Annotated in this window: 9 protein-coding genes; all 9 read right to left on the reverse strand. The window is 28.8% G+C overall.

From position 1 onward, the window contains the following. Positions 1 to 30: 30 nt before the first annotated feature. Positions 31 to 1569, reverse strand: a complete 1539-nt coding sequence (locus tag I4V51_RS04500) for a response regulator (RefSeq protein WP_195987119.1) — start codon at positions 1567 to 1569, stop codon at positions 31 to 33. After that, the gene (locus tag I4V51_RS04505; protein ID WP_195987120.1) at positions 1563 to 3353 is read right to left on the reverse strand and encodes a sensor histidine kinase; all 1791 of its coding nucleotides are present in this window, start codon (positions 3351 to 3353) and stop codon (positions 1563 to 1565) included. Before I4V51_RS04505 ends, I4V51_RS04500 begins: the two co-directional genes overlap by 7 nt. A 285-nt stretch (positions 3354 to 3638) precedes the next feature. Further along, a complete protein-coding gene (locus tag I4V51_RS04510; protein WP_195987121.1) occupies positions 3639 to 5960 on the reverse strand; it encodes a glycoside hydrolase family 95 protein in 2322 nt (773 codons plus the stop codon). A gap of 11 nt (positions 5961 to 5971) precedes the next feature. Further along, positions 5972 to 8101, reverse strand: coding sequence for a glycoside hydrolase family 3 C-terminal domain-containing protein (locus I4V51_RS04515; protein ID WP_195987122.1), 2130 nt, complete (start codon positions 8099 to 8101; stop codon positions 5972 to 5974). 145 nt (positions 8102 to 8246) lie between these two features. Then, a complete protein-coding gene (gene yicI / locus I4V51_RS04520) occupies positions 8247 to 10589 on the reverse strand; it encodes an alpha-xylosidase (protein WP_195987123.1) in 2343 nt (780 codons plus the stop codon). A gap of 200 nt (positions 10590 to 10789) precedes the next feature. Beyond that, positions 10790 to 10960, reverse strand: coding sequence for a Spo0E family sporulation regulatory protein-aspartic acid phosphatase (locus tag I4V51_RS04525; RefSeq protein WP_195987124.1), 171 nt, complete (start codon positions 10958 to 10960; stop codon positions 10790 to 10792). Positions 10961 to 11139: 179 nt separating this feature from the next. Then, positions 11140 to 12813, reverse strand: coding sequence for an ABC transporter substrate-binding protein (locus I4V51_RS04530; RefSeq protein WP_195987125.1), 1674 nt, complete (start codon positions 12811 to 12813; stop codon positions 11140 to 11142). An 80-nt stretch (positions 12814 to 12893) separates the two neighbouring features. Further along, positions 12894 to 13778, reverse strand: a complete 885-nt coding sequence (locus I4V51_RS04535) for a carbohydrate ABC transporter permease (RefSeq protein WP_195987126.1) — start codon at positions 13776 to 13778, stop codon at positions 12894 to 12896. 50 nt (positions 13779 to 13828) lie between these two features. After that, positions 13829 to 14815 (reverse strand): ABC transporter permease subunit, encoded by a 987-nt coding sequence (locus tag I4V51_RS04540; protein WP_195987127.1) that lies wholly within the window; start codon positions 14813 to 14815, stop codon positions 13829 to 13831. Positions 14816 to 15354 lie beyond the last annotated feature (539 nt).

Below are 15354 nucleotides of genomic sequence, written 5' to 3' on the forward strand. Positions count from 1 at the left end.
ATTTGTACTTAGAGCTTGTGTTTTAATCTATTAACTTATTTTCCCACATTCAACTTGTTTTTTATAATTTAAAGGACTAACCCCAACATATTTCTTAAATTTACTATGGAAGTAATCAATATTTTTATAGCCTACCTTTTCACAAACTTGATATACTTTAAGCTTATCCTCCATAAGAAGATTTTTAGCATTTTCTATTCTTATTGTATCTAAATAAGTATTAAAACTCATACCTGTGTGACTTTTAAAAACCTTTCCTAAATATGCACTATTATAATTAAATACCTCTGCTAAAAGTTCTAATTTTAAATCAGTATAATAATTTTTCTCAATATACTTAACTACTCTTTTTATAGATTTATCAGAGGTGTTAACTGAAATAATTTGTGAAAGACGAAGTAATCTCTTTTCTAATAATAATATTATTTCACTTAAACTTTCAGTATTATAAATTTCCTTTATTATCACTTCACTATCTAAAGTTAAACTTTTTTCTATTTGATAATCAATTTTAATCTTTTCATAAAAATCCAAACAATTTTTTGTTATTAAAACTTTTATTTGCTCTTCAGTATAAAGCTTAGATTGAATTAATTTTTTAAAATTGCTTAATAATTCTCTAATTTTACTACATTCTCCTATTTCAACATAAGTACAAATTCTATTTATTATATCCATCTCCTCAAGTAAAAATCCCCTTTTCATAACCTCACTGACTTTTTGGGTAGTAAGAATTTCTTCATCTAAAAATAAAAATCGTGCTTTCATTAAATCGTTAGCACTATTATAAGATAAAATTATTTCATCAACATTTTTAACACTCTTACCAACTGTTAAAAACATTCTCCCCTTTAAATACTTATTAACTTCTTTATTTATATTATTTAATATATTCATTGAGTGATTGCTATTAATATCACAAAATAATATTGCAACTTTATTTTTAACCTTACATACCTCAATGCCCTCAATATTATTTATCTTCTTTTTAACACAATTCTCTAATTCTATTAAATTTTCATTTTTAGTTTTGTAATCATAATTTAAAATTAAAGCTACTGAATAATTAGAGTAATTAAAATAATTAACTATTTCTTCATAGTCATCAACTGGTTTTCCTAACATAAGCTGAACCAATGAGTATTCCTTAGCATAACTTTTCTGAACCGCTATATTTCTTAATTCATTTTTTTCTTCTTCAATTTCATTTTTTAACTCAATTGCTATATCATATAATTCATCTTCATCAATCGGCTTTAATAAATAAGATTTAACACCATATTTTATAGCTACTTTAGCATATTGAAAATCTGAATATCCACTAATAATAACAAATTTCCCTTTAAACCCATTCTCAACACTTTCCTTAATTACATCTAGCCCAATTTTTCCTGGCATCTTTATATCTATAAGTACCAAATCTGGATTTAATTCACATATTTTATTATATGTATCATCTCCATCAGTACCTTCTCCAGAAACCTTAAATCCAATTTCCTCCCATGGTACTATATTTTTTATTCCTTCTCTTACATATGGTTCATCATCTGCAATTAAAACTTTTAGCATAAACTTTTCTCCCCCTCAATAGCTGGTAATATTAAAACTACTTTTGTTCCAATACCTAACTCACTAAACACATACATACCATATTTATCACCATAATATATTTTTATTCTTTCATTTATATTTCCCATTCCAATACTTTGATGTCCATTTTCTTTTACAGTTTTATTCTCTAAATTTTCATTAATAAACTCTAATCGTTCTTTTGATATTCCACAACCATTATCTGATATTTCAACAATAAGGTACCCTAAATCCTCAAACGCACTTACTGTTATTTTACCCTTTTCTTTAGTTCCTTCTAAACCATGAACAAAAGCATTTTCAACGATTGGTTGTAATAATAAAGGTAATATATTATATTTTTTTTCATCTACATCAATATTAAATTCATAATCAACCTTCCCTTTAAATCTTAACTGTTGTATCTCCAAATAATTTTTTACTAATTCCAATTCTGATTCAAAAGAAACATTTTCATTACTAACCTCTAAATTTCTCCTCATTATTCTCCCTAACTTTTTAACAATTCCGGCAAGTTCTCTATCTCCATTACAGAATGCTCTCATCCTAATTGTTTCTAAAGTATTATATAAAAAATGTGGATTAATTTGACTTGCCAACATTTTAAACTCTGCCTCTTTTTGCTTAACTATTAACTTTTCTTCTTTTAACTCTTTTACATATACCTCATTAATTAGTTTATTTATACTTTCCATCATTATATATAAGTCATCATAAACTTCTGATATCTCATCATTTCCATCTATATTCTTTTTAATATTAAAATTACCCTTAACTACTTTATGCATTTCATTTCTAAGTATATTTATTCTATTTGAAAAATTTTTAGAAAAATATAATATTACAATTAATGAAAATATAATTGAAAACCCAATTATAAGTACACTTTTATTAACAATTTTATTTGATTCTAATGTAATCATATCTACAGGTACATTTACTAAAACTTGAAATGTATTATTAAATGATTTATCTAATTTAAAGGTATTTAAAATTAAATGATCTCCATCCTCATTAAATTCTTCCTTTATCTCATAATAATAACTTGCCTCTGCTTCACTTTCATCTAAATCTGCCATTTCTCCAATTTTAAGCTCATTAGAATATATAACCCTTCCGTCTACTAATATGCTTGTCTTATATCTCTCATCATTTACAATATTAGCTAAATAACTTTGATTTATTCTTATCACTAATACTCCAATATGCCCTCTAGCTGTTGAATTAATTGATCTAACAAGGGATAAATTATAATTTCCAGTTGTCTCATCTCTTTTATATAACCAAGTTATTATCCCCTTATCTTCTATTGCTTTTTTATACCAATCACTATTTCTGACTTCATCCGTAACTTTAAATATTCCTGTTGAATTTAATAAGCTATCATTATCTACATACATTTCTACTCCAGTAAATTCACTATAATACTTTAAATAATCACCTAATATAGTGTAATCATTGTATGCTGAGACAACCTCCCCATAATTATCATATGTTTTTTTTAACATTGAATGTAAATTATCATCTTGATAAATCATGTCAGAAGTATTTATTGCTAATTTTAATACTTCTTCCATCCTAGATTTAACCGAGTTATTATTATATCTACCTTCCTTGATTGCATTTTGCACTACTATACTATTCATTCTTGACGTTAGATATATACCAACTATAAGTACAGTAATTATTACTATAGATAAATAAGAAACTACTAATTTAGTCCTTATTTTCATGCCATTAATTATACTTTTTATATACTTCATTTTTCCAATACCCACTTATAATTTTTATAAGATTTCCCACATTATTTGTAAATTCTACATATTAACTTCAATATATCATATTTATTTTGTAATTGTATACATACTTCAAATTTTTATTACTTTTTTAATTTTTCCCTCTAATTTTATAGGTAATATATATATAATTATTATAGTATTTTATATTATATTTATATTATAAAATATAATATAAAGCTATTTTTATAATAATAACTTCAAACATTTAAAAGAGAGTGTGAAATGTTCTTACAAATCACACTCTCTATTTTACTTTAATCTATATGATGTACCAGCTATAGTATCTATTTCAATAGTATCATTACTAAAACTTTTATCTAACCATTTTCCAAAATTAATTTTACACTTACCCCCAACGGTAGATTCTATAGAAAATTCAATTATTTTATTCTTATCCCATTTAAAATTAACTATAAACCCTCCCCTTGCCTTTAGTCCTTTAACGCTTCCAACTGACCAACTACTTGGAATAGAAGGCAATATTTCTATAGCCTCTTCATGACTTTGAATAATCATTTCAGCTATTCCAGCAGTTCCTCCAAAGTTACCATCAATTTGAAATGGTGGATGTACACAAAATAAATTAATAAATGTTAAATTCTTTAATAGTACATGTAAATACTCATTAGCTAAATCTGCTTCTTTTAATCTTGCATAAAAATTAATTATCCATGCACAACTCCAGCCAGTATGTCCTCCCCCTGCACCTAGTCTTCTTTCTAATGTCTTTTTACTAGCCTCATATAATGAAGGAGTTTTTTTCTTAGTAATTTCCCTTCCAGGATAAAGAGCAAACAAATGAGACATATGTCTATGTCCTGGTTCATATTCATCAAAGTCCTTAAACCATTCTTGAATAGCACCAAATTTATTTATTTTATACGCTGGCATTTTCCCGATGATTTCCATTAGTGTTTTCTTAAACTCTTTATCATACTTTAATATATCAATAGCTAATATACAATTGTTAAATAAATCTCTAATAATAGAGATATCCATTGTAGACATCATACTTGCACAACACTTTCTTCCCTTATCATCTAAGAAATTATTTTCTGGAGATGTTGATGGACAAGTAACTAAACTTCCACTTTTATCTTGAATTAAATAATCTAATAAAAATTGTGCTGCACCTTTCATAATTGGATATGCTTCATTTTTTAAAAATTTTTTATCTCTAGTAAAATCATAATGCTCCCAAAGATGCTGACACAGCCATGCTCCACCCATTGGCCAAAAACCCCATTCACTACTACCAGCTACTGTACTTGAATATCTCCATAAATCAACATTATGATTTGCAACCCATCCATTACAATTAAACATTTCTTTAGCAGTTTTTGAGCCAGTTATACTTAAATCACTTAACATATTTAATAAAGGCTCATGACATTCTGATAAATTACAAACTTCTGCAGCCCAATAATTCATTTCAGTATTAATATTTACAGTATAATTACTACTCCAAGCTGGTCTTAAGTCTTCATTCCAAATCCCTTGTAAATTTGCTGGCTGACTTCCTCTCCTTGATGAACTTATTAAAAGGTATCTTCCGTATTGAAAATATAAACTTATTAATCCTAAATCTTCTTTTCCTTCTCTAAGTTTCTCTAATCTTTCATTGGTTGGAATATTACTAAAATCATCATTTCCCAATGAAAATTCAACTCTTGAAAAAAGCTTTTGATAATCCTCTATATGTCTACTTAGTAACTCTCTATATGGTATACTTTCAATTTTATCTATTTGATCATAACATAATATACTTTCATCTTTTCCTTCTATTCCAGGAGATTTATCAAATCCATTAAAACTAGTATTAGCTACTAAAATTAAAGTAACATCACTAGCATTTTTTACATTTATAACACCATCTTTTTCATATATATCACCATCATTAGCTCTTACTCTTAATGTTGATTGAAATCTCATTTCATCATCACTATTTTCAGAATAAATAATAGGCTTCTCTTCATTTACATAGACTGGTAATGCCCTTATTGGAGTTACTCCCTTAAGAACTAATGTATCTTCACCTTCTGATAAAACCTTTGATTTTAATAAGCTCTTTAATCCTATAGTTAAATTTATACTATTAGGATTATCAGAACTTATTCTAACGATAATAGCATTATCTATCCCTGAAACAAACGCTTCCCTTTTATAATTAATACTATTAATTCTATATTTTGTAGTTACTATTGCTGTATTTAGATCTAACTCTCTAGTATAATCTTCATATTTATCATTACTTGGAAAGTTTAAATATAAATCTCCAAGCGGAACATAGGATTCTGTATATCCTGCCAAAAGCTTACTATTCATAAGCTCTTGTGCCTCATAATATTTTTCATTTAGAATTAAATTTCTTACTTCATCTAAATAGTTAATAGATTCATAATTATTTTTATCACATGGAATACCTGTCCATAATGTATCTTCATTTAATGCAATTCTATCATTATACACATCTCCTGATACCATAGCTCCTAACTTACCATTTCCAAGTGGAAGATACTCCACCCATTCTCTTGCTGGTTCTTTATACCATAACTTTAATTTGTTTCTCATAATTCTTACCCTTAAAATTTATATTTAGCTTTAATGTTAATTCTTTCCTTTAAATTAATTTTAACACAAGAACTACCAACAAGTATATTAAATCCACCTGGTTCTACTACCCAGGATTTTTCTTCTTCACTATAAAATGCAAAAGATTTTTTATCTAAATTAATAGTTACTTTTTTACTTTCCCCTGGAAATAAAGAAATTTTTTCAAAGCCCTTTAATTCAACACTAGGTCTCTTTATACTAGATTCAATATCATTAACATAAATCTGAGCTATTTCAGAACCTTCTCTCTTACCTGTATTTTTTAATTTAAAAGATACCTTAGCATTTATTTCATCATTTTTTTCAATAACCTCTACATTTATATCATCATATTTAAATTCTGTATAAGAAAGTCCATGTCCAAATGCAAATTGAGGTTCAATATCATAGCTAGTAAAATACCTATAACCTACAAATATTCCCTCATTATATCTTACTTGTTTCCCTCCTGGGAATTCTCCAATGCTATGTGCAGGTGAATCTTCTAGCTTTTTAGGCATCGTAACTGTTAATTTCCCTGAAGGATTCACATCTCCAAATAAAACTTCAGCTAAAGCTCTTCCCCCTTCCATTCCATTATAAGAAACATTGACTAATGCTTTAGACTTTTCTGCCCAATCACTCATATCAACTGGGGAACCTGTAGTTATAACAATCACAGTATTTGGATTTACTTCTAATAAGCTATTAATAATTTCATCTTGCTCATATGGAAGCTTCATATCAGTTTTATCATTGCCCTCACTATCTATATTAACTACAGTATCTGATTCTTTTGATGACTGAAGTGCATTTTGAAATAATGAAAAATCTTCTTTAGTATGTTTTAATCCACCAACAAAAATAACAACATCACTATTTTTAGCTAATTCAATAGCTTCTAAATTTATAGATTCTCTTTCAATTAAATTATTCGTATACCCTTTAGCATAAGATACTTCTGCATTTCCACCTAATATCATTTTAATTCCCATTAATGGTGTTACTTCATATAATGACTTAACTTCAGCTGATCCACCACCTTCTGAATGTCTTATATTAGCATTTTGTCCTATTACAGCAACTTTTTTTACCTTCTTACTTAAAGGTAAAATATTCTCTTCATTTTTTAATAAAACAACTGCTTCTCTAGCTATATCTAAAGTTTTTTCTCTACTTTCAAACGAGTTATATTCTCCCGATTTTCTATCTTCAGAGAACATATTTAATCTGTACATTAACTTTAATATTTTTCTAACCTTTTCATCTATTAATTCTTCCTTTACTTGTCCTTCTCTAACTGCATTAATTAAAGGATTTGCAAAGAAATACTCATCAAAATTATCAGTTACAGACATTTCTATATCCATCCCTGCTTCTGCTGCTAATTTTGTATCACTAATAGCACTCCAGTCTGATACTAATACACCATCATATCCCCATTCTTTTTCTAATACATCCCTTAATAACCACTTGTTATGAGAACAATGTAATCCCCAAAGCTTGTTATATGCAGACATTATAGAATAAGAGTTTCCTTCTTTAACTGCAGCCTCAAATGCTGGTAAGTATATTTCTCTTACTGCTCTTTCATTAATTACAACATCTACATTTAATCTTTCAGTTTCTTGACTATTAACTGCAAAATGTTTTACACAAGCTGCAACATCATTTTCCTGCACACCTTTAATATAAGGTACTGCTAATTGTGCTGTTAAATATGGATCTTCTGACATATACTCAAAATTTCTTCCACCTAATGGACTTCTTACTATATTAATTCCTGGTGCTAAAATTATATCTTTTCCTCTACCTCTAGCTTCTTTACCAAGGATATCTCCTGACTCATAAGCTAACTTTCTATTCCATGTGCAAGCAAGTGCTGAAATTGATGGTAAATAAGTTACATAATCATCTGTATTTCCTACTGGCATCCAGCTTTCATTAGGAAATTCATTTCTTACACCCATAGGACCATCTGACATATACAATGAAGGTATTCCTAACCTTTCTACACTGCCATTTCTAAATAATCCAGCAGCATGAACCATTGCTACTTTTTCTTCTAACTTTAACTCTGATACTATTTCTTCTATCTTCTCATAATTTATTTTTTCCATTACTAATCTCCCTCCAGCTTAAAAAAATTAAGAGCTAAAGCTTAAGAAAGAAAGCTGAGCCCAGCTTTCTTTTTCTTCTCAACCTTTAACTCTCTAACTTTTCACTCTTCACTTTTAACTATTTATAAAATTCTAAGTTAAAATTTTACTTTAACTTACAAACTATTTTACTTCCATTTCCAATAGATATAAGCTTAATACCCTTTTGAGTTAATTCAACTTTTGCTCCATCTACATTTGAAACTTCTGTAATACCTCTAAGTATTATTGAATAAGAATCTTTAGCTTCAACATTAAATTCAATTGTATTTTCATTTTTTAATGCTGTAGCAGTTAATACTACTTTAGACTCTTTATCTAGTACTGTAACATTAGCTTCTTTTCCGTTTACTAATTCAAATACTTCTAAAGAAACATCTTTTCCAAAGTCATAATCAGGCACAGTATTATTAGCACCTACTGCAACTATGCTGTTTTCCTTAACCATCATTGGAATACTTAAATATCCATGCTTCTCAGTTATCCATCTTCCACCTTCATGTTTTTCTCCTGTTATGAAGTTTGTCCATGTTCCTTGTGGTAAATAGTATTCTGCAATACCTTCTTCATTAAATATTGGTGCTACTAATATTGAATCACCTAACATATATTGTCTATCTAAATATCTACAAGCTGGATCATTTTGATTTTCTAAAATCATAGCTCTCATTGTTGGAATACCCTTTGTAGCTGCATCATTTGCAGTTTTGAAAAGGTAAGGCATTATACTACATTTTAAATTAGTAAAGAATTTAACTACATCACAAGCCTCTTCATCATAAATCCATGGCACTCTATAAGAAGTACTTCCATGTAATCTACTATGTGATGATAATAATCCAAATGCTGCCCATCTCTTATAAACATCTGGTGTTGATGTACTTTCAAATCCACCAATATCATGACTCCAGAATCCGAAGCCTGAAAGACAAAGTGATAATCCCCCTCTTAAGCTTTCTGCCATAGATTCATATTCTGATGTACAATCACCACCCCAATGTACAGGGAATTGTTGCCCACCTGCCGTTGCTGATCTAGCAAATAATACTGCCTCATTTTCACCTTTAACTTCTTTAATTACATCAAATACAACTTTGTTATAAATTTGTGTATAGTAATTATGCATCTTAACTGAATCAGATCCATCAAAGTATGTGCAATCTACCGGTATTCTTTCGCCAAAGTCAGTTTTGAAACAATCTACTCCCATTTCCATTAAATCTCTTAACTTATCAGCGTACCATCTGCAAGCATCTGCATTAGTAAAATCTACTATAGCCATTCCTGGTTGCCACATGTCCCATTGCCATACATCTCCATTTGGCCTCTTTATAAAGTAACCATTATCTCTACCCTCTTCAAATAATGGAGATTCTTGAGCTATATATGGATTGATCCATACACAAATCTTTAATCCTTTTGCTTTTAATCTTTCAAGCATGCCTTTTGGATCTGGGAATACTTCATTATCCCATTCAAAATTACACCAATTAAATCCCTTCATCCAGAAGCAATCAAAATGGAATACATGAAGTGGAATATTCCTTTCTGCCATTCCATCAACAAACTGAGTTACTGTCTTTTCATCATAATTAGTTGTAAATGATGTTGTAAGCCATAATCCAAATGACCATGCAGGTGGAAGTGCTGGCTTTCCTGTTAATGAAGTATAGTTTTCTAAAACCTCCTTCATATCATCACCAGTTATAATAAAGTAATCTAAGCACTCTCCTGGAACACTAAATTGTACTTTTGTAACTAATTCTGAACCTACTTCAAATGATACTCTTTCTGGATGATTTACAAATACTCCATATCCTTTATTAGTAATATAGAATGGTATATTCTTATAACTTTGTTCAGTGCTTGTTCCACCATCTTCATTCCAACAATCTATAGTTTGTCCATTCTTAACAAATGGTGTGAATCTCTCACCTAATCCATATACAGCTTCACCAACAGATAAAGATAATTGATCTCTCATGAAAGTTTCCATCCCTTCATTACTTAAGAACTTTCCACCTTCTTCTTTATAATAAGCTGAGCTTCTATTTGCACTCTTAGTTAGGAATTTATCTCCATTAAAGAATTCCATACTAAAGAAATCTTTATTTATATTTACTTTTAAATCGCCTGATTTTACTGTAATAATTTCATCATTTTCATATATTTCAGGTTTTAAATTATTATCCTCACATATTTCAAATTCTGGACCATTATTTTTAGTTCCCATATAATGATAGGCTCTTACTCTTAATATATTTTTCATTGGAGAAGATATTTTATAAGTAATAACTGGTCCTCCTAGCGTATCTCCTCTATGATTTATTCTGTTACATGGAGCATGAAGTGTTAAAAGGTTTTCCTCTATCTTACTGCTATAAACTTCTTGTGGACTATATCTAACTATTCCATCTTTATTTAACCAACATCCATTACTGAATTTCATTTTTTTCACTCCTTATGTTTATATAATATTTATTTTATAGGTTAATTATAAGTTCACCCTTTGTAATCGTATACCGTAAAAATTTCATATATTTTATTGTAATAATTAGTGCTTTATTATACTTCTATATAATTAAAGCTATCATGTAACTGCAGTAGTTTAACATGATAGCTCTAATTTTCCCCTTAAATATATTCTTATTAACTATATCTAATTCTATATCTATTATAATTACTCATTTGTACACTTGAAATTAGCTTATCTAACCTTTGGCTAAGGTTTAATGTTTCTAAACTACCAATTCCATTTACTTCTATGCTTTTATGTAATAACACCTTAAAGACATGAATTAATATCTTTAATATATTCATTACTACTCCCCTCAATATTTATATTAATATTTATTTTCAAGCTTCATTATAATATTTATATATATAATATTACATAGTATTTTTTTATTTGTTTTACACCAATAATTAGTTCTTTACTATTTTTTCTTTCAATCTATAAATAAAAAGCAAAAAGGAGCTAAATAGCTCCCTTTTTTATCCTAGTTCCATAATTCTAATCTTTCTTTAGTTAAGTTAGTCATTTGCTCATTTAATTTATCAACACCATAGCTTTCTAATGTCTTTTGAATTTCATCCCATGCCTTATCAAAGTTTTCTGGTTTTCCTAAGATTGCTTGTGTAACTGCCTGTTGAATATAGTCATCACATTTTTGTTGTATTATTGATATATCACTATCACTTGGAATAGTATATTGCCATACTTGTCCGTGTTTAGAAATTCCTAATTCTTCTGAATCAGGGAACATTTCTGTAAAGTCGTTAACACCATATCCAGCTAAAGTTTCTTTTTGAGCGTCATTGTAGTTTGCAATAACATTTTCAATAGTTGTTGTAGTATAAGAATTACCTGTTGAATCTACAGCTCCAACCCCCCTTTGTGGGAATGGATACACATAAGCACCTATACCTGTTTTCTTACCAAAATCAGGGTCTGTATTCTTTTGTTCTTGAACTTCTGGTTTCATTACTCTCTTACCATCTTCAACTGTGTAATGCTCGCCTTCAATACCCCAGTTTAATAAAACTTGTGCTTCATCAGATGCCATCCAGTCAAGGAATTCAAAAGCTCTTTCCTTATTTTCACAACTTTCAGAGATTGCAACTCCCCAACCTCCACCAAATCCATAATTCTTTAAAGATTGGTCTTTATACTCATCACTTACTGTTACAGGTAATCTTGCATAAGTTAAACCTGCTTTTCCTTCAGAAAGTAAAGTTTTTTCAGCATCACTATAATCCCAAGCTGCATCAGATAAACCTACAACTCTTCCTGAAGAAATTTTTGCTTTATAAGTATCTTCTTTTTGAGTAAATGATTCTGGATCTAATAATCCAATATCATTCATGTGATTTAACCATTGGAAATATTCTTTAATTTCTGGCAATGTGAATTTATAAGTAGTTTCTCCAGTTTCATCGTCCACCTTGAATTGTCCATCATCTGGAATTCCTAATGCAGCAGATGCTATATTACCAGTTGTAATTAACCATCTCCAGTCACTAGCCATTAATGATAATCCTATTCGAGCTTGACCATCTTCTGTTGTTGGGTTTTCTTCAATATATTTCTTTATTACTTCTTCATAGTCATATATAGTTTTTATTTCTGGATATCCCGCATTTTTTAATACATCATGTTGAATTTGTAATGTTCCCCCTGGTTCGTATACCTCAGCACTTACTCCATAAGTACCTACAGTATATATAGATGGATCATCCTTACTAGCTCTAAGCCTATCTAATTGATCTCCATATAAAGCCTTAAGATTATCTCCACTTTCTTCAATCATATCATCAAGCTTAATAATTGCTCCCGCATCAATAAGCTTACCAGTGTCTCCTTTTGCATATATTAAATCTGGATATTCTCCACTTGCTATCATTAGAGGAATAGCTTGTGTATCACCAGCAACAGGATGTGTTATTTCTAATGTTACACCTGTTAATTCTGTAATTTTCTTAGCAACATCATCACTAAAATCCCAATCTTCATTTAAATCACAGTTAAAGAATGTTAATGTAATTGGTGTTTTGTCCATGCCATCTAATATTGGTGTATCACTATCTTCTGCTGACTTTTTTCCACAGCCTATGAAACAAGTTGCAGTTAATGTAACTGCCATAACTAATGATAATAATTTACGCTTTCTCATTTTTATCCCCCTTAATTGTTCGACCATATTTTTTTATTGTATTATTTTTTAATAGATAATTCAAAACAAATTATCTAATTTTAGCTTTTTACTGCACCTAAAGTCATTCCTGAAACAAAATACTTTTGTACAAACGGATATACTAAAAGTATAGGAACTGTTGCAACCATTGTAATTGCCATTTTAATTGATTGTGGATTTGATTTACTAGCATTTTGTAATAATGGATTATTAACATCTACATTAGAGCTTGCATTATCAATAATTTTCATTAATTCATATTGTAATGTTGTCATACTAGCATTTCCTCTTGCATAAAGGTAAGTATCAAACCAGCTATTCCATTGTCCAACTGCTATAAATAATGCTATTGTTGCTACAACTGGTAAACATAACGGCATTACTATTTTATAGAATGTTACCCAGTCGTTAGCTCCATCAACTTTTGCTGATTCATAAAGGGCTTCTGGTAAACCATCCATAAATGATCTCATAACGATAACATTAAATGCACTTATAAGACCTGGTAAAATATATACTGCAAAATTATTTATTAATCCTAAATTCTTAACAACTAAAAATTCTGGAATTAATCCACCACTAACATACATTGTTATTATAAATAATAATGTAACAAATTTATTGAATATGAAATCTCTTCTACTTAATGTATAGGCAACCATTGCTGTTGCTATAACTCCACTTACTGTACCAATAACAGTTCTTAATATGGAATTAAAGAATGCTAACGGAAGCTTACTACTACCTGAGAATACTTGCTTATAGTTATCCCAAGTAAATTCTCTAGGCCATATATATATTCCACCTTTTACTGTATCTGTCGCATCATTTAATGAAATTGCTAATACATTTAAGAATGGATATAAAGTTATTACAATTATAAAGCACATTACTATTGTTAGTACTATATCAAAAACTTCAATTTTTTTTCTTTTCCTTTTCATATTTTCCTCCTTACTTAAATCAAATCATATATTTAGCTTTTTTATAATTTTTAGCTTAATAAACTACCTTCTCCATCATTAAATTTCTTAGATATTTTATTAGCACCAAAAATTAATACTATACCTACAACAGATTTAAATATACCAATAGCTGTACCGAATGAATATCTAAACATTCCAATACCATAATCTAATGCATATTTATCAATAACTAAAGACTTACTTGCAACTATTGGATTCCCAAGTAGCATTTGCTTTTCAAATCCTATATTTATTAAGTTACCAATACTCATTATAAGAAGAACTAATACTGTACTTTTTATAGATGGCAATGTAATATTCCAAATTTGTCTAAGTCTTCCTGCCCCATCAACTTTAGCCGCATTATATAATTCTGGATCTATAGCTGTCATGGCTGCTAAATAAATAATTGCATTCCACCCCATTTCTTTCCACACATCTGAAGCTGTAACTACCCCCCAGAACATACTTGGTGTAGACATAAATTGTATAGGATTATCTATTAAATTTAACTTCATTAATATTTCATTTACTATTCCTGATGATGATAGCATATTTGTAACTAAGCTTGCTGCAACAACCCAAGATATAAAGTGTGGTAAATAAGAAATTGTTTGAGCTGTTCTCTTAAACTTAGAAGACCTTATTTCATTTAATAACAATGCAAATGTTATTGATGCAATTGTTCCAAATACTAATCCCATAATACTCATTCCTAAAGTATTTTGAAGTGATTGATAAAATTGATCTTCCTTAAATAATGCTATAAAATGCTTGAAACCAACCCATGTTTGATCTAAAAATCCATTTTGTGGTTTATAATCTTGGAATGCCATTGTCCACCCTGCTAAAGGAAGATATTTAAATATTATTACCCATATAACAAATGGTAATGACATCGCTATTAAACACTTTTGTTTTTTAATATTATTCCAAGTAATTTTTCTTTCTTTAGTTTTTTTAATTTCCCTTTTCAATTTTTTTGTACTATTAACACCTTCTGTTACTTGCACCATTTATTCCTCCATTCCCTTAAGTTCTGTTGATACTCTTATTTTAGTCCCTCCCCCTATTTCTAGATACCCATAAAAATGTATATGTTTTCATGTAAAAATTAGAGTATTTTATCAGAAAATACATGTAAAATTTAATATACTACATTTACATGAAATTTTTAATGATAAAGCAGTCCACAAATCATGGTATTATTTTAAATTTATTTATATTAAGATTTGTTTAAACTACATTAATAGGAGGTTTATTTAATGACACAATATATATAAGAATTCATCATTATCACTAGAAACAAGGGTAAAATCACTAATTTCTTTATTAACTTTAGATGAAAAAATTAAACTTTTACCTACTAGACAAGCTGCAATTGAAAGACTTGATATTAATGAATATAGTGTTGGCGGTGAAGCCTCACATGGAGTTGTATCTAGTATAGGACCATCAACTGTATTTCCACAACCACTTGGACTTGCATCTACCTTTAACGATAAATTATTATTAGAAATTGGTTCAGTAATAGGCGATGAAGCTAGAATTTATT

This window comes from Clostridium sp. D53t1_180928_C8 (assembly GCF_015667795.1).
Lineage (GTDB): Bacteria > Bacillota > Clostridia > Clostridiales > Clostridiaceae > Clostridium.

Bases quoted from the DNA above. Each gene is read 5' to 3' on its own strand.
- I4V51_RS04500 (WP_195987119.1), bottom strand. From the start codon at position 1,569: ATGCTAAAAGTTTTAATTGCAGATGATGAACCATATGTAAGAGAAGGA.
- I4V51_RS04505 (WP_195987120.1), bottom strand. From the start codon at position 3,353: ATGAAGTATATAAAAAGTATAATTAATGGCATGAAAATAAGGACTAAA.
- I4V51_RS04510 (WP_195987121.1), bottom strand. From the start codon at position 5,960: ATGAGAAACAAATTAAAGTTATGGTATAAAGAACCAGCAAGAGAATGG.
- I4V51_RS04515 (WP_195987122.1), bottom strand. From the start codon at position 8,101: ATGGAAAAAATAAATTATGAGAAGATAGAAGAAATAGTATCAGAGTTA.
- yicI (WP_195987123.1), bottom strand. From the start codon at position 10,589: ATGAAATTCAGTAATGGATGTTGGTTAAATAAAGATGGAATAGTTAGA.
- I4V51_RS04525 (WP_195987124.1), bottom strand. From the start codon at position 10,960: ATGAATATATTAAAGATATTAATTCATGTCTTTAAGGTGTTATTACAT.
- I4V51_RS04530 (WP_195987125.1), bottom strand. From the start codon at position 12,813: ATGAGAAAGCGTAAATTATTATCATTAGTTATGGCAGTTACATTAACT.
- I4V51_RS04535 (WP_195987126.1), bottom strand. From the start codon at position 13,778: ATGAAAAGGAAAAGAAAAAAAATTGAAGTTTTTGATATAGTACTAACA.
- I4V51_RS04540 (WP_195987127.1), bottom strand. From the start codon at position 14,815: ATGGTGCAAGTAACAGAAGGTGTTAATAGTACAAAAAAATTGAAAAGG.